This window comes from Lactobacillus corticis (assembly GCF_018327645.1).
Classification (GTDB): Bacteria; Bacillota; Bacilli; order Lactobacillales; family Lactobacillaceae; genus Lactobacillus; species Lactobacillus corticis.
On the sequence record NZ_BMAY01000009.1, the window covers coordinates 17,338 to 43,645 of the forward strand.

The 26,308-nt window shown below is 42.9% G+C and carries 27 protein-coding genes and 1 riboswitch; of the genes, 17 read left to right on the top strand and 10 right to left on the bottom strand.

The window, feature by feature from the left end:
* Positions 1–40: 40 nt before the first annotated feature.
* Positions 41–217, top strand: a riboswitch (Lysine riboswitch).
* 80 nt (positions 218–297) lie between these two features.
* The 7 genes from lysA to KI210_RS06395 are packed head-to-tail and all read left to right on the top strand — an operon-like array spanning position 298 to position 7,453.
* Positions 298–1,614 carry a diaminopimelate decarboxylase gene (gene lysA / locus KI210_RS06365; protein ID WP_212781053.1) on the top strand — a complete coding sequence of 439 codons (1,317 nt, stop codon included), beginning with the start codon at positions 298–300 and terminating at the stop codon, positions 1,612–1,614.
* A 39-nt stretch (positions 1,615–1,653) separates the two neighbouring features.
* Positions 1,654–2,361, top strand: coding sequence for a 2,3,4,5-tetrahydropyridine-2,6-dicarboxylate N-acetyltransferase (dapD, locus tag KI210_RS06370; RefSeq protein WP_212781054.1), 708 nt, complete (start codon positions 1,654–1,656; stop codon positions 2,359–2,361).
* Positions 2,361–3,506 carry an N-acetyldiaminopimelate deacetylase gene (locus KI210_RS06375; protein WP_212781055.1) on the top strand — a complete coding sequence of 382 codons (1,146 nt, stop codon included), beginning with the start codon at positions 2,361–2,363 and terminating at the stop codon, positions 3,504–3,506. The genes dapD and KI210_RS06375 overlap by 1 nt, the downstream gene beginning before the upstream one ends.
* 9 nt (positions 3,507–3,515) lie before the next feature.
* Positions 3,516–4,442 (top strand): 4-hydroxy-tetrahydrodipicolinate synthase, encoded by a 927-nt coding sequence (gene dapA / locus KI210_RS06380; protein WP_212781056.1) that lies wholly within the window; start codon positions 3,516–3,518, stop codon positions 4,440–4,442.
* Positions 4,439–5,203 (top strand): 4-hydroxy-tetrahydrodipicolinate reductase, encoded by a 765-nt coding sequence (gene dapB, locus KI210_RS06385; RefSeq protein ID WP_212781057.1) that lies wholly within the window; start codon positions 4,439–4,441, stop codon positions 5,201–5,203. Before dapA ends, dapB begins: the two co-directional genes overlap by 4 nt.
* 9 nt (positions 5,204–5,212) lie before the next feature.
* Complete coding sequence (locus tag KI210_RS06390; protein WP_212781058.1) at positions 5,213–6,385, top strand: aminotransferase class I/II-fold pyridoxal phosphate-dependent enzyme; 1,173 nt, start codon at positions 5,213–5,215, stop codon at positions 6,383–6,385.
* Positions 6,386–6,400: 15 nt separating this feature from the next.
* Positions 6,401–7,453, top strand: a complete 1,053-nt coding sequence (locus tag KI210_RS06395; protein WP_212781059.1) for an aspartate-semialdehyde dehydrogenase — start codon at positions 6,401–6,403, stop codon at positions 7,451–7,453.
* Positions 7,454–7,509: 56 nt separating this feature from the next.
* Here KI210_RS06395 and KI210_RS06400 read toward each other — a convergent pair whose 3' ends face one another.
* Together KI210_RS06400 and nhaC are read right to left on the bottom strand one after the other, a co-directional pair.
* On the bottom strand, positions 7,510–8,223 hold the full coding sequence (locus KI210_RS06400; RefSeq protein ID WP_212781060.1) for a Bax inhibitor-1/YccA family protein: 714 nt from the start codon (positions 8,221–8,223) through the stop codon (positions 7,510–7,512).
* Positions 8,224–8,297: 74 nt separating this feature from the next.
* The gene (gene nhaC, locus KI210_RS06405; protein WP_212781061.1) at positions 8,298–9,671 is read right to left on the bottom strand and encodes a Na+/H+ antiporter NhaC; all 1,374 of its coding nucleotides are present in this window, start codon (positions 9,669–9,671) and stop codon (positions 8,298–8,300) included.
* Positions 9,672–10,125: 454 nt separating this feature from the next.
* Between nhaC and rlmD the strand changes: the two genes are divergently transcribed.
* From rlmD to KI210_RS06420, 3 genes are all read left to right on the top strand, one after another.
* Entirely contained in the window at positions 10,126–11,469 is a 1,344-nt protein-coding gene (rlmD, locus tag KI210_RS06410; RefSeq protein ID WP_212781062.1) for a 23S rRNA (uracil(1939)-C(5))-methyltransferase RlmD, read from the top strand.
* 317 nt (positions 11,470–11,786) lie between these two features.
* Entirely contained in the window at positions 11,787–12,683 is an 897-nt protein-coding gene (locus KI210_RS06415; protein WP_212781063.1) for a restriction endonuclease, read from the top strand.
* A 2-nt stretch (positions 12,684–12,685) separates the two neighbouring features.
* Positions 12,686–13,282 carry a DUF3841 domain-containing protein gene (locus KI210_RS06420; RefSeq protein ID WP_212781064.1) on the top strand — a complete coding sequence of 199 codons (597 nt, stop codon included), beginning with the start codon at positions 12,686–12,688 and terminating at the stop codon, positions 13,280–13,282.
* A gap of 939 nt (positions 13,283–14,221) precedes the next feature.
* Here the strand turns inward: KI210_RS06420 and KI210_RS06425 are convergent.
* Together KI210_RS06425 and KI210_RS06430 are read right to left on the bottom strand one after the other, a co-directional pair.
* Positions 14,222–14,416, bottom strand: a complete 195-nt coding sequence (locus tag KI210_RS06425; RefSeq protein ID WP_212781065.1) for a hypothetical protein — start codon at positions 14,414–14,416, stop codon at positions 14,222–14,224.
* Positions 14,417–14,418: 2 nt separating this feature from the next.
* Entirely contained in the window at positions 14,419–14,730 is a 312-nt protein-coding gene (locus tag KI210_RS06430; RefSeq protein ID WP_212781066.1) for a type II toxin-antitoxin system RelB/DinJ family antitoxin, read from the bottom strand.
* Positions 14,731–14,915: 185 nt separating this feature from the next.
* Between KI210_RS06430 and KI210_RS06435 the strand changes: the two genes are divergently transcribed.
* Positions 14,916–15,053: an AbrB family transcriptional regulator gene (locus tag KI210_RS06435; protein WP_212781067.1), complete on the top strand. Its 138-nt coding sequence runs from the start codon at positions 14,916–14,918 to the stop codon at positions 15,051–15,053.
* A 12-nt stretch (positions 15,054–15,065) separates the two neighbouring features.
* Positions 15,066–15,392, top strand: a complete 327-nt coding sequence (locus KI210_RS06440) for a hypothetical protein (protein ID WP_212781068.1) — start codon at positions 15,066–15,068, stop codon at positions 15,390–15,392.
* 100 nt (positions 15,393–15,492) lie between these two features.
* Here the strand turns inward: KI210_RS06440 and KI210_RS06445 are convergent, their stop codons facing one another.
* A complete protein-coding gene (locus tag KI210_RS06445) occupies positions 15,493–16,071 on the bottom strand; it encodes a TetR/AcrR family transcriptional regulator (RefSeq protein WP_212781069.1) in 579 nt (192 codons plus the stop codon).
* A 176-nt stretch (positions 16,072–16,247) separates the two neighbouring features.
* Between KI210_RS06445 and KI210_RS06450 the strand changes: the two genes are divergently transcribed.
* From KI210_RS06450 to KI210_RS06470, 5 genes are all read left to right on the top strand, one after another.
* Positions 16,248–17,246, top strand: coding sequence for a lipocalin-like domain-containing protein (locus tag KI210_RS06450; RefSeq protein WP_212781070.1), 999 nt, complete (start codon positions 16,248–16,250; stop codon positions 17,244–17,246).
* A gap of 25 nt (positions 17,247–17,271) precedes the next feature.
* Positions 17,272–18,807 (top strand): sialate O-acetylesterase, encoded by a 1,536-nt coding sequence (locus KI210_RS06455; protein ID WP_212781071.1) that lies wholly within the window; start codon positions 17,272–17,274, stop codon positions 18,805–18,807.
* Positions 18,808–18,831: 24 nt separating this feature from the next.
* A complete protein-coding gene (locus KI210_RS06460) occupies positions 18,832–19,830 on the top strand; it encodes a lipocalin-like domain-containing protein (RefSeq protein ID WP_212781072.1) in 999 nt (332 codons plus the stop codon).
* Positions 19,831–19,977: 147 nt separating this feature from the next.
* Positions 19,978–20,121, top strand: a complete 144-nt coding sequence (locus tag KI210_RS06465; protein ID WP_212781073.1) for a hypothetical protein — start codon at positions 19,978–19,980, stop codon at positions 20,119–20,121.
* Between the two features lie 470 nt (positions 20,122–20,591).
* Positions 20,592–21,041, top strand: coding sequence for a hypothetical protein (locus KI210_RS06470; RefSeq protein ID WP_212781074.1), 450 nt, complete (start codon positions 20,592–20,594; stop codon positions 21,039–21,041).
* A 142-nt stretch (positions 21,042–21,183) separates the two neighbouring features.
* On the opposite strand, the gene relB is transcribed toward KI210_RS06470, so the two are convergent.
* The 5 genes from relB to KI210_RS06495 form a co-directional block, all read right to left on the bottom strand.
* Positions 21,184–21,414, bottom strand: coding sequence for a type II toxin-antitoxin system RelB family antitoxin (gene relB / locus KI210_RS06475; RefSeq protein ID WP_212781075.1), 231 nt, complete (start codon positions 21,412–21,414; stop codon positions 21,184–21,186).
* Between the two features lie 55 nt (positions 21,415–21,469).
* Positions 21,470–23,980: an excinuclease ABC subunit UvrA gene (locus KI210_RS06480; RefSeq protein WP_212781076.1), complete on the bottom strand. Its 2,511-nt coding sequence runs from the start codon at positions 23,978–23,980 to the stop codon at positions 21,470–21,472.
* Positions 23,981–24,101: 121 nt separating this feature from the next.
* Positions 24,102–25,112 (bottom strand): zinc-dependent alcohol dehydrogenase, encoded by a 1,011-nt coding sequence (locus tag KI210_RS06485; protein ID WP_212781077.1) that lies wholly within the window; start codon positions 25,110–25,112, stop codon positions 24,102–24,104.
* Between the two features lie 14 nt (positions 25,113–25,126).
* On the bottom strand, positions 25,127–25,621 hold the full coding sequence (locus tag KI210_RS06490; protein WP_212781078.1) for a TetR/AcrR family transcriptional regulator: 495 nt from the start codon (positions 25,619–25,621) through the stop codon (positions 25,127–25,129).
* Positions 25,622–25,790: 169 nt separating this feature from the next.
* Positions 25,791–26,285 carry a methylated-DNA--[protein]-cysteine S-methyltransferase gene (locus KI210_RS06495; protein WP_212781079.1) on the bottom strand — a complete coding sequence of 165 codons (495 nt, stop codon included), beginning with the start codon at positions 26,283–26,285 and terminating at the stop codon, positions 25,791–25,793.
* Between the last annotated feature and the right edge of the window lie 23 nt (positions 26,286–26,308).

The following is a 26,308-nucleotide window of genomic DNA, read 5'->3' on the forward strand; positions in this document are numbered from 1 at the left end:
ATACCTTGACACGGTTAATAATAAAGCATAAGCTTAAACCAACATTCGAAGAGGCGCGACTAAGATTAGTAAATGGATTGTCTGCCTGCCAGGCGCGAGTTCATTGAAAGGCGCGGTCGCCGAAGCCCTTGCCGTGGCAAGCAAGGAGCTGGGCTGTAGTTGAAGAAGCTGCAGACTGTCGTGGGACACATGAGTCCACGGGGCGCTATCGATGTCAATTTTTGATTAACAGCGAGAACGAAATCCCTGGACTAATGTGTTGGTTCAAGGATTTTTTTATTGCTCAGGAGGCCCGCAATGAACGGACAAATTGCAGATCAGATTAATGAACAAGGACATTTAACAATTGGTGGCGTCGATAGTCTGACGCTCGCGCAAGAATATGGCACGCCTTTAGTGGTATATGATGTTGGTCAAATCCGCAAACAAATCCGTTCATTCAAACAAGTTTTTGAAAAATATCACCAGCCTTATGAAGTTAGCTATGCCAGCAAGGCCTTTGCTACCGTTGCCATGTATCAGCTGATTGCCTCAGAGGGGATTCATTGTGATGTGGTTTCTGGCGGCGAATTAGTTACGGCCCTAAAGGCCGGCTTTCCGATGGCAAAAGTAAGTTTTCACGGCAATAACAAGTCCTATGAGGAGTTGACCCTGGCAGTTAAGTCGGGTGTTGGGACTATCATTGTGGATAACTTTTATGAAATTCAGCTCTTAGATCAGGTCTTAAAAGAGCAAGCTGCCCAGGCCCAAATCTTGCTGCGGATCAGCCCCGGGATTTCAGCTCATACTAATGAATATATTCAAACTGGCCAGGTTGACAGCAAATTTGGTTTTGACCTCGCTAGTGGTCAGGCCGACCAAGCTTTAAAGCAATGTTTGGCTAATCCGCGCTTACAAGTTCTGGGACTGCATGCCCATATTGGCTCCCAAATTTTTGACGTCCGGGGGTTTGAGGGAGCTAGCCGAAAACTAGTTGAAGTGGCCAAGCACTGGAAAGATGCTTTTGCTTTTGACTGTCAGGTCTTAAACGTCGGGGGCGGTTTTGGCATTAAATATACCAGCCAAGATACGCCCCTTGCGCCAGCTGAGTTCGTCAAAGCAATTATTAAAACGGTTAAAAGCAGCTGCCAGGCTAATGGTTTGGCAATTCCGGAGATTTGGATTGAACCGGGGCGCTCAATCGTCGGGCCAGCTGGCTATAATCTGTATACCGTGGGTTCAAGAAAAGATCTTCCCGGTTATGAGCCATTTGTGGCCGTTGATGGCGGCATGGGCGATAATATCCGTCCGGCTTTGTACCGCGCAGAATATGAAGTGGTTTTAGCCAATGATCCAAGGAAAGCAGCTAGCGAAAGCGTCCGGATTGTGGGCAAGTATTGCGAGTCAGGCGATATCTTAGCTTGGCACCAGCAATTGCCCCACCTCGTGCCGGGTCAAGTGCTGGCCATGCTTGATACGGGAGCCTATGGCTATTCAATGGCATCAAACTATAACCGAAATCCTCGCCCAGCAGTGGTATTTGTGGAAAACGGCCACGCACAATTAGTAGTCAAGCGTGAAAGCTGGGAAGATTTGACTAGCTTAGATTTGCCATATGATCAGAACAAGCAATAATCGTGATAAATAATAAGGTAGAAAAAATAGGAGTAAATCATGGCTGAATTAGATGCAGAAAAAATTATCAATTATATCGGGAATGCTCCCAAGAAAACGCCCGTTAAGGTCTATCTCAAGGGTGAGCAGTTGGATCAAGTTGTTTTTCCAACTGACGTAGAGGCTTTTGTGGAAAAAAAGACCGGCGTGATCTTTGGCGATTGGCAAGTTATCAAGCCATTTTTAGCTGCCCACGACTTTGACCAAGTTAGGGTCGAAAACAATGCGCGCAATTCCGCCGTTCCGCTTTTGGATGTTAAGGAAATTAATGCCCGCATTGAACCAGGCGCAATTATTCGCGACCAAGTGGTAATCGGCGATAATGCCGTCATCATGATGGGGGCAGTGATTAATATTGGAGCCGAGATTGGTGCTGGGTCCATGATTGATATGGGTGCAGTCCTGGGTGGCCGCGCTTTGGTCGGCAAAAATTGTCACATTGGCGCCGGGACGGTGTTAGCTGGAGTAGTTGAACCCGCTAGTGCTCAACCTGTCCAAATTGATGATGATGTTTTAATTGGTGCAAATGCCGTAGTGCTAGAAGGCGTTCATGTTGGACAAGGCGCAGTTGTTGCCGCGGGTGCCGTGGTCACGAGCGACGTTGCGCCTCACACAGTGGTTGCCGGCGTGCCAGCCCGCTATATTAAAGATGTCGATGCCAAGACCACTAGCAAGACTGGCTTAGAAGCAGATTTGAGGAAGCTGTAATGTTAAAAGAAGCAGATCTGATTGCCATTCGGCGCCATTTGCATCAAATTCCAGAATTAGCCTTGCATGAATTTCAAACGCAGGCCTATCTCCTAAGCGTAATCAAGCAGCTGCCTCAAGACTGGTTGACCATTCGAACTAGCAAGGAATTACCCACTATGATCATGGTTAAAGTTCAAGGGCAAAAGCCAAAGCGCACGATCGGCTACCGCGCTGATATTGATGCCTTGCCCGTAACTGAGGCGACGGGCTTAGCTTTTAGCTCCCAACATCCCGGCGTCATGCATGCCTGTGGGCATGACTTGCATATGACCGTTGCTTTAGGAATTTTGAGTTATTTTAGTGAGCACCAGCCCCAAGATAATTTAATCTTTTTCTTTCAACCGGCCGAAGAAGCCGAAAGCGGCGGCAAAAAGGCCTATGAATTAGGCTTATTTACTGGGGACTGGCAGATCGATGAATTTTACGGACTGCACGATAATCCTAACTTGCCAGCTGGGGCGATTGGCTGCCGCCAAGGTACCTTGTTTGCCGGCACGACCGAGGTTAATATTGACTTATGGGGCAAGAGTGGACATGCAGCTTTTCCCCAGAAGGCCCAAGATACCGTGGTGGCGAGTGCGGCCTTAATTATGCAGGTGCAAACGATTATTTCCCGGGAAATTAATCCGATTGAAGCCGGGGTGATTACTCTGGGCAAAATTCGCGCTGGCAGCATTCGCAACGTCATTGCGGGCCACGCCAGAATTGAGGGTACGATTCGCGGCTTAACGCAAACGATGATTGAAGAGCTGGATCAAAAATTGCAGGCAGTTTGCGACGGGATTGCGCTGAGTTATGGCATCAAGGTTGAGCTTGAGCTTAATCAAGGCGGCTATTGGCCCGTGGAAAACAATCCGCTGTTGACCCAAAAATTTATCGACTACATGTCCACAAATCCCGAAGTTGAATATGTTGAAACGCCACCAGCCATGACTGGTGAAGATTTTGGCTATTTGCTGGCCAAGATTCCAGGCACCATGTTTTGGTTGGGCGTAGCTGATACCCACCAATTGCATTCAGCGGAATTTAATCCTAGTGAACAAGCAATTATGCCAGGGATTACAGCAATTATCGGTTTTTTACAGGCTAGAATGGCCCAGTAGGAGGTAAATATGCAATTACAAGATGCAGACTTGATTACCGCGATTGTGACGCCTTTTGATGAACAGGGGCAAATCGATTTTGCGGCCTTAAGAAATTTAACTGAGTATTTAATTGAACAAGGCTCTAACGGTTTTGTCATTGGGGGCACGACCGGTGAAACGCCGACTTTAAGCCATGAGGAAAAGTTGGCTCTGTATCGAGAATTTGGTCAAATTGTTAATGGCCGCGTACCAGTAATTGCTGGGATTGGCAGCAACAATACCCAGGAGACGATTGAATTCGGCAATGAAGTGGCAGCTCTTTCGGGGATTGATTATGGTTTGGTGGTTGTTCCTCCTTATAACAAGCCCAACCAAAAAGGCATGTTGGCCCACTTTAGCAAGGTAGCGGATGAGTTGCAAATGCCGGTAATTATCTACAATATTCCTGGTCGAACCGGCGTCAAAATGGAAGTGGCAACGATTTTAAAATTGGCACAGCATGATAACATTGCCGGGATCAAGCAATGTGCTGATTTGACTGAATTAGCGGCAATTGTTGATCATAGCCCCGCTAATTTTGCGGTTTTCACCGGTGAAGATGCCCAAGCACTGGATGCTCGCGTGTTAGGAGCAAATGGCGTGGTGTCGGTGGCTAGTCATCTTTATGCTAAGCAAATGCGGGAGATGTATGATGCCTTGTACGATGGCAATTATGCTAAAAGCGGGCGGCTGATTCGCTGGTTGATTCCGCGGATGCAGGCTTTGTTCATGTTCCCGTCGCCGGCGCCTGTTAAGGCCGTCTTGAATGCGCAAGGTTTTAAGACTGGCGGGTGTCGTTTGCCAATTCTGGCTTTAGACGATGCGGAAAAGGGGCAATTAGCTAAACGCTTAGGTTTAGCCGAAAATGCTTTAGCTAGCAAATTGCCCTTAGATTTAGGTGAGGAGCAAGCATGATGAAACGCGTATTAATAGCAGGCTACACCGGGGCAATGGGCCAAAAAGCCGTTGATCTCGTGGCCGGGATGCCGGATTTTGAAGTAGCAGCAGGCCTTGCTCCCAGCGGCAAGCAGGGTAATTTGCCCGCCCAAGCCAAAATTTATCGCAAGCTAAGCGAAATTAACGAGTCTTATGATATTTGGGTGGACTTTACGACGCCGCAGGCCGTTTTTGAAAATGTGCAATTTGCCTTGCAGCACCACATGCGACCGATCGTCGGAACTACAGGGCTGACGGATGAGCAAGTGCAGCTCTTGCAAAAGCTGGCGCAAACTGAAGGCGTCGGCGGATTGATTGCGCCCAATTTTGGGATGTCGGCCGTCTTATTAATGAAGTTTGCCCAGCTGGCAGCGGAGTTTTTCCCCGATGCCGAAATTATTGAAATGCATCATGCGGATAAAAAAGATGCCCCTTCCGGCACCGCCCTGGCGACTGCAAAATTAATTGCCCAGGCGCGCCAAAATTCACCCGAGTCAGCTAACAGCGAAGAAACTTTAGCTGGCGTTCGTGGGGGCGATTATCAAGGCGTGAAAATTCACGCGGTCCGCTTGCCGGGCTACATTGCCCATGAGCAGGTTTTATTTGGCGGACCGGGTGAAGCTTTAACGATTCGCCAGGATTCGTTTGATCGGAGTTCCTTTATGAGCGGAGTCAAAGTGGCCTTGTTAAAAGTAGCTGAGCTGGATCATTTAGTAGTTGGGTTAGAGAATATTTTATAGGAGAAAAACATGCCAAAATTAGCAGCAGAGTTAGCAGACATTAACAGTCAACGTTTGGCCCAAGTCGGTCCGTCAGGAATTAGAGCTTTTGACGTAAAGGTTTCTGCTATTCCGGGAATTATTAAGTTGACGATCGGTGAACCGGATTTGAACGTGCCCGAACACGTTAAACAAGCCGCCATTAAGAGTATTGAGGAAAATGACTCACATTATGCGCCCCAAATGGGCAAGCCGCGTTTGCGCCAGGCCATCAGCCAATATTTAAAGCGGACCCGGCAAGTTGACTATGATCCCGCAACTGAAGTGATCGTCACCTGCGGGGCGACAGAAGCTATTAATGTAGCCTTAAGGGGAATTTTGAATGAAGGCGACAAGGTGGTAATTCCGACGCCGACCTTTGCCTTGTACTTCCCGGTTGTCACGCTGGCCGGGGCGACGCCGATCCAAATAGATACGTCAAAAGACAACTTCTTACTCACTCCTGAACACCTCGAAAAAGTCCTGGCACAAGAAGGCGATCGCGTAAAAGCGTTAATTCTCAACTATCCTAGCAACCCAACCGGCGTGCAATATCCTAAGGAATTAGTTCAAGAATTGGCGCAGGTGGCAAAAAAGCATCATCTTTACATCATTACCGACGAAATTTATTCTGATTTGTGCTACGGGGTTGAGCACTACTCAATGGCAACGGCTTTGCCAGAACAAACCATTTTTATTTCGGGCTTGTCCAAATCCCATGCCATGACCGGCTACCGTTTAGGATATTTGGCTGGTCCGGCGGCCATTATGAAAAAATTAGGCAAGCTGCATGCCCTCATGGTGACCTCAATTACCGACAATGTGCAAGCTGCTGCAATTGAAGCCTTTGAACACGGCCAAAATGATCCAGTTGAAGCTGCCAAAATTTACCAAACGCGCCGCGATTATATTTTGGCCCAATTGAAAGAAGCCGGACTAAAAACGGTTTATCCGCAAGGGGCCTTCTATATTTTTGCCCAAATCCCGGCAAGCTATCAGGGCGATGATGTCGCTTTTGCCAACGACCTGGCTTACCAAGCAAAAGTTGGCGTAACCCCAGGTTCAGCTTTTGGCAAGGGCGGCGAAGGCTACGTTCGTTTATCATATGCAGCCAGCATGGATGATATTAAAGAAGCAATGGCGCGCATTAAGCAATTTTTATAAGGAGCAAGCACAAGCATGAGTCAAGGATATTCAGTCGCAATCTTAGGAGCAACCGGTGCAGTTGGCCGGCGGATGATCAAGCAATTAGCCCAATCAACCATTCCTGTAAAAAGTTTGAAGCTATTGGCCTCAAGTCGTTCTGCTGGAACGGAATTGGCATTTAAGGGACAAAAATTAGTGGTTGAAGAAACCACCCCAGAAAGCTTTGCGGGCGTGGATTTGGTGCTTTCCTCAGCCGGTGGGGCGGTTTCCAAGCGCTTTTTGCCTGAAGCAGTCAAGCGCGGGGCAGTTTGCGTTGATAATACGAGTGCTTTTCGGATGGACCCAGAAGTGCCCCTTGTAGTACCTGAAGTTAATCCCGATGCTTTAGCCCACCATCACGGCATTATTGCTAACCCCAACTGTTCAACCATTCAGATGATGGTTGCTTTGGAGCCGATCAGAAAAGCTTTTGGTTTAAAGCAAATAATTGTTTCGACGTATCAAGCAGCTTCTGGGGCAGGTCAGTCAGCCTTAAACGAACTTTATCAAGAAGCCCAAGACTATCTTGATGGCAAAGAAATGCACGCAGCTATTTTGCCAACCAAGGGGGAAGCCAAGCATTATCCCTTGGCCTTTAACCTCTTGCCCCAGATTGACGTTTTAGAGGATTCGGGTTACTCTCATGAAGAGTGGAAGATGATCCATGAAACTAAGAAGATCATGCTCGGCGACATGAATGCCAAGGACATTAAGGTTACCGCAACCTGTGTGCGCGTGCCGGTCCCAATTGCTCATGGTGAATCAGTTTACTTTACAGTGGAAGACCAAACAGCCACGGTTGAAGATTTGTGGAAAGTTTTGCAAAAAGCACCTGGGGTCGTCCTTGAAGATGACATTAAGCACCAGGTTTATCCACAACCAATCAATGCTGTTGGCAAACGGGAGACTTTTGTGGGACGCGTGCGGCCCGACTATGAAAACCCGGGTGCCTTCAACATGTGGGTCGTTTCCGATAACTTGTTAAAGGGAGCTGCGTGGAATACGGTGCAAATAGCGGAATATTTGGTTGACCGCGACCTGCTTTAAAATCGAAAAAATAAACCCCTAAATTAGGACTAAACCTAGTTTAGGGGTTTTGTTGTTTAATTGTTGTTGTCGCCAATACCAAAGATTTCTAGTAAGTATAAGAAAATATTGATGAAATCTAGGTAAAGCTGCATGGCACCAATGACTGCCAAGCCAGAAGTGGAAATTTCGCTAGAGTATTGTTCGTAGATTTGTCTCATCTTCTGTGCATCCCAAGCCGTCAAGACCGTGAAGATCACTACGGCAATGATTGAGAAGATGTAGTTAATCATCGAGTTCCGTAAAAACATGTTTACTACGAAGACTGCGATTAATCCCCAAATTGCGGCCGAAGCATAGGCACCGACATTGCTCAGGCTGCGCTTGGTAAAGGTACCATAGGCGGCCATGCCGACAAAGACCGCAGCGGCTGAAATAAAGGCTGAGGCGATCGTGGATCCGGTATACATGCCGGCAAAGAGTGAAAACTCAAAGCCATAAATAACCGCCATCAACATGAGCATGAACATTGCTGCTCCAGGGTTCTTCATCCCTTGGAAACTAGTCCCCATGGCCAAACCGATTGGCACGAATAAAGTTAACCATAAAAGAATTTGGTGCCGAGCGAAAAAGCTCATAATCGGAACCCGGAAAACCGTCATGGTCAGGTAAGCAGTTAAAGCTGAGACTAAAACTGCCAAGGCCATAATTCCATACATCTTGGTTAAAAAGCTGTTTACAGCAGATACATCAACAACTTTACGCCGTTCTGGCTGTGAAAAGTTATCCATTTAATCGTCCTTTCCATACATCTTAGATCTATGGATCATAATATAACATAGAAATGGACGGGAATAAAGCAATATTACTTACGCTTTTGCCACTTTAAACCAATACCAGTAAAACCGCTTAAGAATGAGAAAACCGGCGAGAAGAGGCTGAAGAAGGCAAATGGCAGAAAATCAATCACGGGTACGCCCAAGGCACTAGCAGCAAAAGAACCAGCTACGCCCCAAGGGATCAGGTAGTTGATCACTGATCCGCCATCTTCCAGCGTCCGGCTTAGGGCCAGGGGAGAGAGGCTGATGCGTTCAAATGGCTCCTTAAAAGCCCGCCCCGGCAAAATGACTGACAAGTATTGTTCACCAACAAATAAGTTAATGCCAATTCCTGACAACAGGGTGGCCAGAATTAAGGTACCTGGTTGGTTCAAATGCTTAACCAGCGGTTCCATGGCTGTTTGCACAATCTTAAATTTCATCAGCAAGCCACCTAAGGTTAAAGTTGAAATGATTAAAGCCGTGGTTGCCATCATGCTCATAATTCCCCCGCGGGAGAGCAAGGTATTGACTTGCGTGCTGCTGGTTTTAGCAACAAAGCCATTGGTAATTAAATTAGCAAAACTTTGGACGCTTTCTTGGGGATGCTCCAGCCAAATTAAGCCGGCCGTTACGAAAATATTTAAGAATAAGGTGGGAACAGCGGGGATTTTTTTCCAGGCACAGAGGAACATTAACAAGATCGGGATAAGTGCCAGCCAAGAAACGTTGAAGTTGCTTTCTAGCACCTTGACGGTAGTTTGAATTTTGCTGCTGTCAACCTGTCCCCGACTGCCTAAAAGCCAGAACAGCAACAAGGAAACCAAAAAGGCGGGGATGGTTGACCACATCATGTTTTTAATATGGGCAAAAAGTTCGCTTTCCGCTACGGCTGAAGAAAGATTAGTCGAGTCGGACAAAGGCGACATCTTGTCCCCAAACACGGCTCCTGAAACAATGGCGCCGGCCACGAGGGGCAAGTTTTGATTCATGCTGGCACCAATCCCTAACAAGGCAATCCCGACCGTGGAAATAGTGGTAAAGCCGCTCCCGATGGCCACGCCTACGACGGCACAAACCAAGAAGACCGAGGGTACGAAAAATTGGCCACTGATTAGCTTGAACCCAAGCACCATGATCGAAGGGATGATCCCGGCCTTAATCCATACGGCAATCAAGGCACCAATCAAAATGAAGATCAAAATGGGAATAATGGCAATGCTGACGCCATCTTGGATGCCTGCTTGAATCTCATCAAAGAGAAAGCCGCGTGCCCGCAGCCAAAAGACCAAGAGCCCCACCACCAGCAAGACTGGCACTTCGGGTGAGAGGCCAAAGTTGATGACGGCCACCCCGAGAATGATTAATAAAATAATTAAAATAGCCAGCGATTCGGCAAAAGTAATTTTCCTGCTTTGCATAATGTTTTCCTCCAAAAGAAAAATCCCGCCGATTCAATTAAGAATCAGCGGGACGATCAATAACCGCGGTACCACCCACATTGCACTATTGGTGCACTCGATCAGACGATAACGGGTCTGAGTAATTCCGAATTTTTACCAAACGCCGTAATTCGTCTAACTCCTCGCCTGACTGGTTTGCACCTACCACCAGATCTCTGAACTCTTAACGAGGCGACTACTGAAACGTTGGTTGTTGTGGACTATGATAACAAGCTTAAAAATGGCTGTCAAGAAAATTTGATCAAGAAATTTGGTCCAAATATGCTAAGATTATTTAATCGAGTTTTAGCAGGTTGCCCAAGCCAGCAAATTTATCATTGGTCTACTTGAGGGGCTAGAGGCATTAACGGCCCCAGTGACTAATAGGCTAGGTTATAATAGAACTTAGATTGAAGACAAAAGGAATAATAAGATGGAAAAAAATCAAATTGTCCAATTAGAAATTACCGACTTATCATACGAAGCCATGGGAGTAGCCCACTATGAAGGCATCACGGTCTTTGTCAATAACGCTTTGCCGGGAGAAGTGGTCAAAGCCAAAATTTTAAAGGTGAAAAAGAAGTTTGCTTTTGCCAAGATTACTGAAATTATCACCGAAAGTCCTGACCGCATCAAGGTAAAGCTCAACCAGTGGATGCAGACGGGTTTAGCGGGCCTGGCCCACTTAAAGTATGACAAGCAGCTAGAATTTAAGCAGCAACAAGTTATCGGTTTATTGAAAAAGGCTCACTTGGAAGAAATCAAGGTTCTGCCAACTTTGCCTAGTCCGGAACAAACGGGCTACCGCAACAAGGCCCAAGTGCCGGTAAGAAACGTTAATGGCAAACTAGAAATTGGCTTTTTCCGGCGGCACTCGCATGACTTAGTGCCAATGGAAGATTTCTTCACCACGGATCCGGCAATTGATCGGACTTTGGTCGCAGTCCGCGACATTTTGCGCAAGTATCGCGTGCCCGCCTATGATGAAGTAAACCACCAGGGTGAGGTACGCTATTTGGAGATTCGCCGCAGCAAGGCTAATGGCCAGATGATGGTAATTTTAGTCTGCCTGCACAAGGACTTTAAACAGTTGCCAAAAGTAGCTGAAGAAATTTCCCAGTTGGCTAATGTATCTGGGGTTTTACTCAACTACAATCCTAAGAAGACCAACGTCATTTTGGGTAAGGACGACTACCTAATTTGGGGGGATGCCCAAATTACTGATAAGATTGGCGATTTGGAATTTAAGATTTCTCCGCAAAGCTTTTTCCAAATCAATTCATTGCAAACACCACGCTTGTACGATTTGGCCATTAAGCAAGCCGGATTAACTAAAGACAGCGTAGTGATCGATGCCTACTCTGGAATTGGGACGATTGGCCTCAGCGTAGCTAAGCATGTTAAGGCCGTTCGCGGGGTTGAAGTTGTGCGGGATGCGGTTAAGGATAGTGAAGCCAATGCTAAACTGAACGGTATCCACAACGCCAAATATGTAACGGGCAAGGCTGAAGTAATGATGCCGCGCTGGGCCAGCGAAGGCTTGAAGACGGATGTGATTTTTGTTGATCCGCCAAGAAAAGGGCTGACGCCAGAATTTATTAAGGCGGCCGTGGCAACGAAGCCGCGCAAGATTGCTTATATTTCATGTAACCCGGCTACCTTGGTGCGGGACTTGGGGTTGTTAGCTGAATATGGCTACAAGACGAATGAGATTCAACCAGTTGATATGTTCCCACAGACGCCGCATGTCGAAGCAGTCGTTGTCCTTACGAAGTAAGGACTGGTGAATCAGTGACGGTATTTATCGATGATTAAAAGTGTACTTTTTCCTTTCTGGATGATTGGAATTAGTACATTTTTTCTATTTTGGGCTGGAGGGTTGAGTGTATGAAGGTAGTGCAATGTTGGGAGAATTACTGATGTGACAGTGCCTGTAGTTGACACAACAATTGGCTAATTTGGTGTCGAGGGTCGAGTTAACAAGTACACTATTGAGTTTTAGCGATATAGTCGAAAAAAGCTGAAATTTAGCAGGACAATTGTGTACTTGGCGTATAAAATTAATATAATAAGATTTTTAAGGCAGGTAACAAGATGGCAAATCGACAAATTGAAATTCAAAATAAGGCGATGAAAGAAATCCTCATTGCAATGCATAACCTTGGTGGCCAGGTAACCAGAAAACAAGTGTTGCAGGAACTTCATGATAATTCTGAAGTGTTCAGTGAAAATGAGATTGATGAAACCCGTACCTCAAAAAAGAGTCGTAGGATTTACAAACCCTTTCAATGGAATTTCAATTTTGCGGTTAAGCATCTGATTTTGGCTGGTTTTATTGATACAGAGAATGGACGCGATTTAGAGCTTTCTAAAAAGGGACGCAATGTTGATATCAACAATTTTGATGCTGATAGGGATGTTAGATCAATTTCTGAAAGCAAAATGCCCCATCGAAAAAATAAGGATAAAGTTGAACAAGTTTCAGCAGATAAAACTGCTGCTGGTCAAGAAGATACGGATGAAGTCGATGAACCATGGCGTCAACAGCTCCTTGATGCATTGATGAATATGGATCCAAAGAAGTTTGAACTCTTTTGTCGAGGTCTGCTTACTAAGATGGGTATTGATGTTGACGATGAAATTGGGGTTCAGTATGTTGCCGACGGTGGTGTAGATGGCTTTGGCTACGTTCGTTCGGATGATTACCGGACTACACGGGTAGCACTTCAGGCTAAACGTTGGCAGGGTAAAGTGTCAGCTCCCGAAATTGATAAGTTCCGTGGCGCAATGGATAAGTTTAATGCTGAATTTGGAATTTTTATTACTAATTCTGACTTTACTAGAGAAGCTGTTAAAACGGCTCGTGAGGGCACTAGAATTATCACATTAATTAATGGTGATCAAATTTGTGATTTGGTGGCTAAATATAATTATTATGTGGAACCAGTGACAACCTATCGGTTGAAGGACTTTTACTTGGATAAAGACTAACTATGATTATTTGGACAATCCAGCCATATGAAGTGTATCAAGAAATTTTAGACCAGGGAATTTTTTACTGTAATCCTGAATTGTCAACTAACTTAAAATATGATGGATTTTCAAAAGCTTATAACTGGATGATCCAGCAGATGATTAACAAAATTGGCCCTTCAAAGAGACCAAATGCTTATCCGATCTGGGCTTGGTATCGTAGTCACGATTATAAGCATCAACGGCCTGATTTTAGGTGGGCACTGGATTATCCAGATGAAGTTTGTATTGAACTTGAAATCCCAGAAAATCAGGTTTTACTTAGTGATTTTGAATCATGGCATTTTGTACTGAATAATTGGTTCTACTCTGATGCAACAAGTGAAAAAGAATGGAATCATCAAGATAAGTGGTTTGAAAGTTTGCCAAAGGACCAGCAGCGACAAGTAAAAGAAAACTCGTGGCAACGAATTTTTGATATTACTCCACGGTATGGTGAATGGGATAAGAATGGTGATAGTGTTCAAGCTTGCTTTTGGTCACTTAGGAAAGAACAAATCCGTAGAGTTTGGCGATTGAGGAAAAAGAAAAAAGTTTGTGAAATTTATTCAATATAATTTATCGGCAATCATTTGCAATCATATAGCTAAAACGTAAAAATAAAAGCAGAAATACTATCAATTTCTTTCGTGGATTTAACTGGTTATTTATGGGAAAAATACCTCCACTGATAAGCCAGTGGAAGCCAAAAAGTAAACCGTAGCAAAAGAAAAAAGCTAACAGAAAACTGCCGGCTAAAAAGTTGAAAAATTCGAATAGATCAGATATGATAACAGAAGAAAAGAGGGCAACGAGCTGCATCTCGTTACCCTCAAACACAGCTTAGGTGACTGAAGGATAGCTAACTTTTATGGTTAGCTTTTTTTATTATCGCGTAGGCTTTAGCACAGTCGATAATCAACTGGCCAATTGCCACGATAACTATGGCGGCAGTGATTGCCACTCTTCCAGTCTTTTCCTAATTAACATGACTTTCACCTCCACAGCCTGGATTATTTGAGGGGCGTGTAGCCACGTTTACTGCTAAGCCTTCCATGATGGTAGCTAATCATCATTTCCAGCCTGATGGTATTCTACCATAGAAGAACGCTTAGCAGAAAAGTTGAAAAATATTGTTAGATTAGATATTATTGTAAATGAAAAGAGGGCAACGAGCTGCATCTCGTTACCCTCAAGCGTGATCTGGAATGATCGAGTTTGAGCTAGCCTTTATGGTTAGCTTTTTTTATTATCGCGTAGGCTTTAGCACAGTCGATGATCAACTGGCCGATTGCCACGATAACTATGGCAGCAGTAATGCCGATTCCTCGATTCTCTCCAATTTAACATAGTCATCACCTCGCGTGTCTAGAAATGTTTGAGGGGTGATGCGACCATGTCCTTATCACTAAGCCTTCCATAATGGTAGCTAGTCATCACTTCCGGCCTGATGATATTTTACCATAGAAATAACAAAAAGCCTGCAGACCAAAGTCCACAGGGTATTATAGCCATGCTTAGTTAGTTTTTGATGAATTAGTTAAATGCTTAGAAGCATCTTGTCCGCTGTACATAATTCTGATAATTTGTACTACTTTTTCTTTCTCTTCAGGATAATGCGGGGATTTTTGTGGCATGTAATTGAGATCTTCAATGTTAAATAGATCTTGTCGAGCATGTTTCGAATAAATAACTTTCCAATGTTTAGCCATAATTAGCGATTCCTATCACGTAATGCTTGGCGAACTTGGTCAACAGTGTATGTATCACCGTTTTTAAAGTCATCAAATCCTTTTTGAATTTTTTGATCAAACTGTTCTTTAGACAATTTGGAAGCATCTAAAGGCTTACGGTGAAGTTTCAATTCAAAAGGAATCCCCTGCTGCTCCACGACCTGTTGCAAGAACATACTGAGGGCAGTTGACATTGGGATTTGAAGTTTGTCTAATACATCTTCAGCCTGATTTTTTAGTTCGGGAGTGACCCTGGTGAAAACACTTGCCGTCTTTTTAGTTGCAGTTGTCATATTAGCTACCTCCATACTTTAATGATTGGTATCATAATAGCATTTTTGCAATCTGTTGGCCATCATTTGCAATCATATAGCAAAAATGTAAAATTAAAAGCAGAAATGCTATCAATTCCTTTCGTGGATATAACTGGGTATTTATGGGAAAATACCTATGAGTATGGTTAACTGAGGTGATTGACATGGATAAAATTCCAACTGCAGACGATTGCTCTAAGTTGATTAAAGGTATCTCAGTTGAGAATATTGAAATTGATGAGAATGGTCACTATGACCCTAAACAATCACCTGACTTTCATGACTGGATGGTAAACGGCTAGGAGCAAATTAGAATGCAAAAGATTAAGTTAATGCTTGAGTTTATGCATGGGCCAATTTGGCCGTCAGATCCATTTACTGGACGTCCTACTACTGGTAACCGATTGATAGATGAGGACGCAAAATTAGCAGCATGGAATACTGAATGCTCAAGGCTCTATGATGAATGTTATGAGTTTGAGTCACATGGCAAAAGTTGCTACTTTAACCCAAAAACTTTTGATAAGCATAGAAATGAACTGCTTGATTTATTGAATAAAATTAAAATTCGTCTGATAGAGATAGATGGCTCAATTAGTATTGATGACCAGACACGATTACAATTGTTAACGGAAGAATAAGTACTAAGACAGCTCCCAACCTCGAAATGCCGAGGAGGGGAGCTGTTACTTTTTGAAAAAGATATATGGCGATAACCATGCATGTAAATATGAAAGAAAATCAACATATGCCGATTGCATTGCGGATAAAAATTTGCATTTGGGTAGTCATTTCTTCCTTAGTAACAGTATTTCTATGGTAATACCACCATTTAGCGGCGTTTAAAATGGCTCCGGAAAGCATATACTTCAGAACATCTGGGGGGATTGGTGAAATTACACCATTATTAATTAAATTTCTGATATATATATCTAATTCTTGTAAACATGCTTCTTCTAGAGAAGTCATTAATGATGCAGGCAAATTACCGGTGGCATACAAGCGATATAAAGTTTTATTCTGATCTAGAAAATTCAAAACCAGTACAATCGAATTAAGAAAATAGCCTTCTTCACGATCACTTGTGTTCATCTTTTTTGCCATATCGGCAAAATTCCTTTGAAATTCGTGTGTGATAAATTCAAATAATTCGTATTTGTCGGCAAAATGCTTGTAAAAAGTAGCACGTCTGACCATTGCCTCTTCACAGATTTCATTGACAGTAATACTTTCAAAAGGTTTTTTCCCTAACAATTTCAGGCATGATTCAGTTAAAGCTTTGTATGTTTTCTGAACTCTGAGATCTAATTTCTTTTCCATAATGATATTGATTCCTTTGTCTAGCATAAGATTTAAAAGACACAATAAGAATAATGTCAATTAATTGACATATGGTGGATTTTGACCTATTGCACTTTTTTATATTCAAAATATACTACTTAGTATACAGCACGTCAATTAACAGTACACGATGACAATTAAAGGAGGAAAAGTCTATGAGTACAGAAAATAATTACAAAGGATTTAAAAAAGAAGCATGGCCAGCAGTTGATCCGGCTGCAGAACTTCCATACCACAAAGGCAAATATCAATTGGAATCCTGGTTTATTGTTTCCAATCTCTTAAGCAATGACCAAAAGCTTTCTCTTCAAGTACATACCGGCGTTGTTCAAAAAGGACCACAGCGGGTGGCAACCCTGAACGTCAGCATTACCAATCTTACAACGGGATGGTACAAACAATACGATTTTATTTTTCCAGATGGAATGTTTAAGTTAGATGAAGAAAGGTTCTCGTTAAAAACAAAGGATCTCACATTTGAAGGCGACCTAAGCGGATTCACTTGCAAAGTGAATCTGAAAGATGCTGCGATCGATCTGACAACAACAAGAGCCTATGATGATCCGGTTCTTCAGGTATGTGGCAACAGTTATGTCCATTTCATCGGTGAAGATCAGTATGACTATGGAATTCCAGCTATGGCAACAAGGGGAACGATAACGATTGAAGGAACTCAATACCCGATTACCGATGGGACCACATGGTTTGATCGCCAGTACGGCAAAATGCCAGCTACTTTAGCGGATCAGGATCAGATGGCCAGCACAAACTGGCTGTGGATGAACATAGTTTTGGACTCGGGTGTGGTTGTTGTTCCTTTCCAATGCACACAATTTGATAATAAGAAAATGGAGATCCATTGTACAGTTATGTATCCAGATGGGAGTCACGTCCTTGCTGTCATGAAGCCAATTGAGGCCAGTCATCGTTGGGTAAGCCCGGCAACCGGACATTCCTATCCAACTCGGTTCAAAATTGAATTGCCATATAATAATTCCGTGTTAAATGTATCTGTTGTATTTAAGGAAGCCGAAATCATCAGCAAAGTAACTGGAATCAAGTATGAAGGCACTGCAGAAGTTGATGGTATTTTTGACGGAAAAAAAGTAACAGGAAATACATTTGTAGAACTCGTAGGGGACTGGAGCAAATAAATTTCGATAAAAGGAGAAAAAAGCTATGTTAAAAAGCGCAATCGTATTCGGAGATAATATGGTTTTACAGCGTCAAAAGAAAATTCATATTTGGGGCGAAGGTGATACCGGTAAAAATGTAACAGTTTCTCTGATCGGAGATAAAACAGTCTCCGCTTCCACTGAAGTAAAAAAAGATGGCACATGGGAGCTTGATTTGCCGGAACAGGAAGCTGCCAGAAATTTAGTACTTAAGATTACAAACGGTGAAACGACTTTAACCTATAAAGATGTCAGCATAGGAGAGGTCTGGATTGCTGGTGGACAGTCAAACATGGAATATTTTCTAGCTTATGATGCTGAGAAAAAATCTGTATTGAATGGACCAATGAATCCAGATATTCATTTCTTTGATACACCTAAAGTTTCATATGAAGGACAAATTACAGAACATGATTACTCAGCATACGGATATTGGAGATCATGCACTAAGAAAGATCTTCCAAACTTCTCGGCTGTTTGCTATTACTTTGCAGCAAAACTTCAAAAGACACTTGAGGTTCCAGTTGGAGTCGTAGCGTGTGATTGGAATGGAACACCAGCTTGTACATGGACAGATCCTGAAGAACTAAAAAAGGGAGCAGGTAAAGCTTGGATTGATTCATATGAGCTAAATGTATCTGCTTTAGATAATGATGAATATAAAGAGGCATTTCGTAAGAATCCTCTAAATAATAGATCTAATCCTTTGAAGGATCTTCCTGCACCGGCAAAGAAAATTTTCTATCCTGGAATGGGTGAAAAGGAACAAAAGCTATTATTGAAAGTTGTTCCACCAGATAAACTTAGTTTTATGGGTGGAGAAGAGCTTGGACCATTTGATGAGAGAAGACCTGGTGCTTTATATAAGTTTATGCTTAAAACTATTGCACCATTTACTGCCAGAGGATTTATTTATTACCAAGGAGAGAGTGATGAGAAGAGGGCATCTATTTATGGCGATGTCATGAAGGCACTTATCACAAGTTGGAGAAAGCTTTGGAATGAAGAAATGCCGTTTTTATTCGTGCAGTTAGCTCCATTTGGAGAAATGCTCGGAACAACTGGAGTACATTTCCCTGAAGTCAGAAGACAACAGGAGAAAGTATCTAAGGATGTTGCAAACACATATATGATTAGCACATCAGATGCTGGAATGTACTGGGATGTTCACCCGAAACATAAGAGAGTAGTTGGAGAAAGACTAGCTCTTATGGCAACTGGGAAAATTTATGGTGAAGATATTCTCTGTGAAGCACCAGAATTTGTGGAAGCTAAGAGAACCTCCGAAGGAATTGATTTGTATTTTGCAAACGCAGACGGTTTAAAAATCAAGGGCGAAAAGGTTAATGACCTTACAGTTACTGACGCATACATTCAAGAGGTAGAGGTAAAGCAGTTTGATATTTCAGAAAATGTTTTGCATCTAATTGGAGATTTCCCAGAAAGTGTAACCATTACTTTTGCGACAACACCGTATTATGAAGTTAACCTTTATAATGCAGCTGAAATTCCAGCCAAACCTTTTATGGTTAAAATCTAAAATCAGAAGAAAGGATAAATAGCAATGAAAGAAATGAAAAATGAAGGACTTATCACTTTAGTTGATGAATACAAGTCTCTTACAGCTGAAAGAGATCATGAGGTAGACTCATGGTATATTAACCTAAATACCGAGGTAGACGGATCAAAAATAGGCTTTACCTGGCATCAGTCTACTATGGCCATAGGCAAGGAAATGAATTCTAGTGTTGAAATATGCATGATGGATCTGACAAGAGATATCTGGTTTGCAAAGGCTGACTGTCTTCCTGTAGATCATCAAACCTTTACTTCCGAAAAGGAGCTGAATGTTCAATCTATTTATGGCGGACTAAAGGGTAATGAAAAGAAAATGCATCTAAATGTAGCAGTTGATGATGATAGAGTCGATCTCATTTTAACTCCTGGAGACACCACTCTTTTTAATTCCGGTGCAGGTTTTTTCAAACTTTTTAACACCAGTGATTGCTGGGAATATGCATGGCCAAATATGTGTGCAAACGGCACAATTACTTTGGCAGGTAAGACCTATGAAATCAAAAATGCATCGGCATGGTTTGATAGACAGATTAATGATCAGATGTCTATTAAAGACTTTACATCTAAGGAATTCAGAGCACCTTCGTGGACGTGGATTGGCTTTAATCCAGCAGGAGTATCAACGGGAGTTGGTGCGTTCTCTCTTTGGGACAATTATCTGAATGGAAAGCGATATACATATGCCACTGTTGTAATGGAGAATGGCGGTCAATTATATACACCTGCAACTGTAACGTATTCAGATGTGTGGACAAGTAGCCAGACTAAGAATATTTATCCTAAAAAATTTCATATTTCTATCCCTGTGGTAAATATTGAATTGGACTATCAGGTTATGGTAGAAAATCAAGAGTTTATTCAACCCGCTGCAGCTGCTCTTTCTGGATCACAAGCTCCTTTTTCTGTAAAAGGTATTGCGAATGGAAAAAAGGTAGACTCATTTATGATTGTTGAAATGATAGGTGGTATTCAATTAGACGATTAAGATATTATACAGATTGTTAAAAAAAGTAATAGCATGCACAATTTAAAAATAGTTTAAACAGATAGGGAGTGTGGGAGATGCCTACGCTTCCTTTTTTTGCTAATTCAAGGCGGTCCCAAAGGGGCCCCCGACATTATTGAGAACGCCATGCAGGCCTCAACTAATCCTGAATTATTGAGGTATAACATCAACTATCAAGATTTAGGACCAATTGATTCTAATTCTAGTGAATGGAGTAAGGCTGCTTCAGCAATCAACCGGGGAAATATCAGCGATGCCAGCAACTATTAAAAATTTGATTTAGCAAAAAATTATGCAATTAAGAACTTATCGGCCAGCAGATCCATTTACTGGAGGTCCTACTACTGGTAACAGATTGATAGATGAAGATGCAAAATTAGCAGCATGGAATATTGAATGCTCAAGGCTTTTATGAGTTTGAGTCACATGGCAAAGGTGCTGCTTTAACCCAAAAACTTTAGATAAACATAGAAATGAACTGCTTGATTTATTGAAGAAATTAAAGCTCGTCTGATAGAGATAGATAGTTCAATTAGTGTTGATGACCAGACGCGATTACAATTGGCAATGGCAGAATAAGAACAAAAACAGCTCCGAACCTCAAAATGCCGTAGTTCTCGACACGGAAATGTGCCGTATGTAAAAATTAGTATGTCCGATTACGGGAAGATTAGGCAAATGAAGCTAATTATAAAACAGACAATAAAGAAACAGCCACGTTACTATTTAGAAGAAAATAAATGAACAATATTATCAAACTTTTTGTAGGAGTTGGAGATTATAAATTGCTATCTCCTCAAAAAGAAATTGAAGGTCTCTTAAACAAAAATAAAATAAATTATTCTACTGAAGTGTGGAATAATGATAATTGCACACCCCCTGTAAAATGGATTATTATACACGCTACAAATCATCTAAATTTCTTTTTTGCAAATGATAAACTTTTCAAAATTTATATAATAGATGATAGTTCCAAATGGATTCTTGAAAATGGGATAAGAATTGGGATGTCAATGGAAAAAGCAAAGATCCTTGACTCAAGCTTAGAGTATGATGACTGGAATGAAGATTGGAATTCTAAAGCAGGATATTGGATAGAAGACGATATTAACGATAATACGGTGATGTCTATTTCCATTTTCATCAAAGAAGTCCTTGATGAGGATGAATTTGATAAATATGAATGGTAATAGCCAAAACAGCTCCCAACCTCGAACTACTGAGGCTAGGAGCTGTATTTTACGTTCGGGTTTAATTCATTTTGCCCTTGATGGTGTTGCCGCTTTTGAAAATCTTTTAATGCTTTCTTATCAAAAGACCATGTGTATTGCATTAATCAAGCCCCAGTTGTTTTTTCACATCGTCTCTTGATACTGTTTCGCCATTAGATGTACGTAAATTGCGCACAGCATCTTGGTAATCGAGAGTATCTTCGAGTTTTTCTAGAATTGCATTACGCATGAATTCGGTTGCTGAAATCCCGTCAAGATTGGCTTGTTTGTGGATCATAGTTAAGATATCCTTGTCAAAACTAATAGTCGTATATTTAGTAGCTTGTGCCATTTTGATAGCCTCCTCAAATTAATTTATAGCATAAAAGAACGCATTTGCATTCTATTTACTGCTCATACCTGTGCAAATATTCAGCCAGGTATTTAGTTGTCAGTGTTTTTGGCTCTTTGATTAATTCCCTTGGCTGGCCCTTGGCCACAATTCGGCCGCCCTTGCTGCCGCCACGTGGTCCCAAATCGAGCATGTAGTCACTATTAGCAATCAAGTTTAAATCGTGGGTAATAGTCACAATTGTCGCCCCGCGATCCAGCAACTCCTGCATCACATGAACTAAGGTCTTGACGTCTTCTGGGTGGAGGCCAATCGTTGGTTCATCAAACACGAAGAGGGTCGTATCCTGCTTGTGGTTGAGGTGCTTGACCAGCTTTAGCCGCTGCGCTTCACCACCTGACAGACTTGGCGTGCCTTCACCTAAGTGCAGATAGTCCAAGCCAACTTCTTGAAGAAGGACCAGTTCATCATAAATTTTCGGCACGTCCTTGAAAACTTTTAGGCCAGCTTTAACGTCTAACTTTAACAGATCGACAATCGAATAACCCTGCCATTTAACAGCTTGCACGGTTTGATTGTAGCGGTCGCCATGACACTCTGGGCACACTTGCTGCATGTCAGGCAAAAATTGAATATCGAGCGTTACTACGCCGGCACCTCCACAAGTTGGACAGGCACCTTGTTTGTTGTTGTAGGAAAAATAGCTAGCCGTGTAGTGCTTTTCTTTTGCCGACTTTTGCTGAGCAAATAACTTACGCAAATTATCCATGATACTGGTGTAGGTAGCAACGGTGGAGCGTAAACTTTTACCAATTGGGGCAGCATCAACGCTTACAACTTGCTTTAAAGGCGAGTGCAGGTAGGTTAAGCTGGCTGGCAGAGTTTGCTGGCGATTTTGCGCTTGAATTCCCGGTACTAAATTATCGAGAATCAGACTAGTTTTACCCGCCCCGGAAAAACCAGTGACCGCTGTCAAACGGTTAAGCGGAATCTGAGCCTGAACATCTTTTAAGTTGTAGTAGTTTTGCACTCTGAAGTCGATAGCTCTGGTTGCAGGGGTAGTTGCAATTTTGCGCGCTGCTAATTTAGCTGAACCATTTAAATAAGGAGCAATCTTTGAAGCTGATTGCTGGGTGATAGTTTTAGGCGAACCTTGGGCGATGATTTCGCCACCAGCATCCCCCGAGCCCGGACCAATTTCAATAATCCAGTCGGCTGCCTTGATAATATCAACATTGTGGTCCACCACAACGAGCGAATTTCCTTGGGCGACTAATTCGCGAAAGACATGCAAGAGGCCCTTGATATTGTCGGGATGAAGCCCGATTGAGGGTTCATCCAAGATGTAAAGGACACCCGTAGTAGCGGTGCGCAGGGTGCGGGACAGCTGAATTCGCTGCAGTTCGCCCGTTGAAAGCGTGTTGCCATTGCGGGAAAGCGTCAAATAATCTAGCCCTAATTCAAGAAGGGGCCGGAGGTCGTCGTTAAATTCTTTGAACAGGTTTTCTGCCAAAGTGTGCATGTTGGCAGGCAAACTGCTAGTGACCTTATTTTGCCAATTAGGCAGTTCACCCAAGGTGAGGTCGCTGACCTCGGCGATGTTTAACCCACCGGCTAATTGCGTTAATAGTTCTGGGCGAAGCCTGGTGCCGCGGCAGGTGGGGCAAGTTGAATAATGGAAAAATTCACTGATCCGCTTTTGGGCCCGTTCGCTTTTGCTCGATTTAGCCGAGGCAATCACCGCTTGGTGAGCATTTTCGTAAAGCGCGTTGAAATCATGAAATACTCGGCCGGTGCTAGAGTGAAAATCAACTTTATATTTCTTTTCTGGTCCATTCAAGACAAAATCTTTTTCTTTTGCGGTCAATTCCCGGTATGGAACGTTGATCCGAACCCCGGCCGCTTCGGCGACAGTCGGCATGAAATTGCGCCCTGGCAAGTGCCAAGAAGCCACTGCTCCGTCTTCTAAAGACAGGTTTTCATCTAAGATCAATTTAGATTCGTCCAGACTGCGGACTTTTCCGGTACCATGACACTCGGGGCAAGCACCATCAGCATTAAAGGCAAAATCTTCGGCAGAAAAAGCCATGAACTTTACCCCGCAAACCGGGCAGGTAATTTTGCCCATTTTATCGCCGCTCTGACTCATGGCATGGGCGATTTCCAGGCTGGGGGCAACGCGGTGGCCATTTGGACAAACTGGTGCCCCGAGCCGTGAAAAAATTAGGCGAATCATGTTAAAAATTTCGCTCATCGTGCCCACGGTCGCCCGGGCAGAAGGAATTTGCGGCCGCTGCTTGAGGGCTAAGGCCGAAGGGATATGCTTAACGCTGGTGACGTCAGCCTGAGCGCCGAGTTTGATGCGCCGCCTGGTATAAGTAGAAAGAGCTTCAAGGTAGCGCCGCGAACCTTCTTCGTATAAAATCCCCATGGCTAGCGAGCTTTTCCCTGATCCAGACAAGCCAGAGATCGCAACGAATTGGTGGAGGGGGATGTCAACATCAATATTTTTTAAGTTGTGGACTTTAGCCCCGCGAACTTCAATTTTAGTTGGTAACTTTTGCATGAAATATCTCCTTCTTTGCACTTGGTTCATATGATCATTATATGCAAATGGAGCAAAATGAAAAAAAGAAGTATCCTTTTCGCATTAAACGGAAAGGATACCCATAATTAGAATAAATATTTTAGTATTTAACTTGAACATTAAGTGCCTTATTTGGATTTGCTGCAAGCTCAATGCCTTCAACTAATTTTTCCCAAGGTAATACCTTAGTTACCATTTTTTGAATGTTATTTACATTCTCACTAAAAATTTCAAAAACCGTTTCAACATCATTTGGTCGATATCCACCAGAACCGATTACAGCCTGAGAAGCAAAAATCATTTGCAGCAGATTAATTTCTTGGTCTGCTTTATCAACGCCAATTAAGACGATCCGGCTGTCAACTACTTTGCTGTCGAGGTAGTCTTGCAAAATTTCTGGCACGCCTACAGCGTCGATTGTGATGTTTATATTGGCTTGCGTTCCACCAAGACTCATCCCTGGTTTGAAATACTCTAATTGTTTTTGAGTTAAATTTTCTTTAGCTGAATATACTGTTGCAAAACCAAAACTACGTGCCAAAGATAAGCGATAATCACTATGATCAACGATCATCACTTTAGTGCAGCCTAAATGTCTCAAGGCAAAGGCTGCAGCTATTCCAATGGTCCCAGCACCATAAACACAGGCATGGTCACCAGTTTGCGGATGGGCTCGTTTGACTGCTCGAGTAGCGACAGTAAATGGTTCCGTGAGCGCTGCTACTTCATTAGGGATTGTCGGTGGGACAAGATACAGATCATGGTTGAGTTTCGCATTTTTTATTAATAAATATTCGGTAAAACCGCCAAGAGTGCCAGCTTTACTTGGATCGCCAGCTGCATATAACGGGTAGGGATATACTCGTTGTCCGACTCGGAAATCAGTAACTGCGCTCCCAACTTCAACTATTTCAGAGACCATTTCATGGCCAAATTTGCTGCCTACACTGATCTTGTGGCCGGTCTTTGTACCATGTTCATAGACTGCAACATCAGATCCACAGATGCTAGAATTAAGATTATGAATCAAAACATCTTTAGGACCAGGTTTGGGTATAGCTGTTTCAATTAGATTAATATTTTTCTTTCCTAAATAGATTGCTGACCTCATTGCTGCTTTCTCCCTTACTTGCTTATTTTCATGCCTAGCAACTGTAATTTTTGATAAATGAGTTTGAAGATCTCCTCAGGGGATTCTTGATAACCATCATCAATCCATGCCTTGATAACTGCTCTGACGGCATTTCGCACAAAGACCTTATCTAGTTTGCTGCTGTTAGCAGGGTAGGTCATCCATTCAGAAAAATTTTTATCTACTGACAGTTGTTGATCCAATCCCAAATTAAAAAATAGGCGATAGGTTTCTGGGTTATTGGCCATCTCAAGCAAAAAGTTGAGGAAAGATTTTTGCCGATCTTCTTTAATTTTTTCTTGGTACTGGTCAATAATATCTTGACGCAATTGGTCAACCATTTCGTAGATGTCCTCATAGTTGGCGTAAAAAGTGGACCGATTGATTCCAGCTAATTTACAGATTTGAGTAACTTTCAACTGATCAATGGATTTCTCAGTTAAAAGTTTGATAACTGCAGTCTGAATTTTTTTACGTGCAGCCGTCATGGTGATTATCCTCTCTTTTTCATATTTACCTTATGCTTTATTATATTGGGATGGGAGGATGGCAACAACCAACACTTTTCTTAAATATGTTGGGTTGAAAGCCGGCAAGAAGTCGCTAATGTTGCTTTCAGTATTGCAAAGGGGGAGTTAGACGTTAAAGGCACCGATGCTATTTTGCCTCTTCTAACTTGAGGAGCGCCTTTTTTCTAGCTAAGCCACCAGAATACCCGGTTAGCTGGCCACTAGTTCCCACCACGCGGTGACAAGGAATGATCAACATGATCGGATTGTGGGCAATTGCTCCGCCAACTGCGCGTGCTAAATTTTGACGGGGATGCGCGCCTTGGAGCTGGTCAGATAGCTGCTTGTACGTAGCAGTATCTCCGTATGGCACCGTCAGCAAGGCTTGATAGACCTTTTGCCGAAAAGGCGTCGTTTGCAGTTTTAGCTTTAATTGGGAAGGGTCAGGATTTTGGCCAGCAAAATATTGCGTTAACCAGTCAATCGCTGCTTGCCCTTGCCGGCTGCGGCCTTGAGGATAGGCAGCTAGGTCATAGCCAGCCCCAAAATATTTTTGATCATTAAACCAAAGTCCATAAAGTGCTTGATCATCAGCTAAGATTGTCATTTCGCCTAGGGGTGAAGTGTAGCGTGTAGTGTACATGTGGACCTCCATATAAAAAATAC